1 pseudogene is annotated in these 424 nt (G+C 66.7%); it reads left to right on the top strand.

From position 1 onward, the window contains the following. Positions 1–201: pseudogene (locus tag D3227_RS42145) on the top strand (complex I NDUFA9 subunit family protein); the annotation flags it as partial. Positions 202–424: the final 223 nt, after the last annotated feature.

Here is a 424-nt window from a genome sequence, read left to right on the forward strand (position 1 = left end):
GTGCCGATGCCATTTGCGGTGTGGAATTCCATCGCTGCTGTGGCTGAGTTCGTTCCGGGCGCACTGATCCAGCGCAACCAGGTCGACCTCATGCGCGTCGACAACGTGGCGGCGATCGACCTGCCTGGACTGAGGCAAGTCGGAATCGAGCCGCGCGACATTCTGGAGGTAATCGGCATGATCGAGCACACGGGTGACTAAACCCTTCTCGTTTGCAACCATTCGTGGTCTCCGCCCGTAGGGCCGGGGAACGTCGGCTCCGTAGGAATTTCCGGCGGCGTGCCCGGCGGGATCTCTGGCGGTCCTCTTCCCGGCTCGGGAACGGGGTCAGGCGAAGGCGGAGGCACGCCCGGCGGCTCGCCGGGTGGAGTTTCCGGCGGGGCGGGGGGCCGGGACGGCTCTGGATTGGGATTGTCCGGCGCCG

The organism is Mesorhizobium waimense (assembly GCF_003601975.1).
Taxonomy (GTDB): domain Bacteria; phylum Pseudomonadota; class Alphaproteobacteria; order Rhizobiales; family Rhizobiaceae; genus Mesorhizobium; species Mesorhizobium waimense.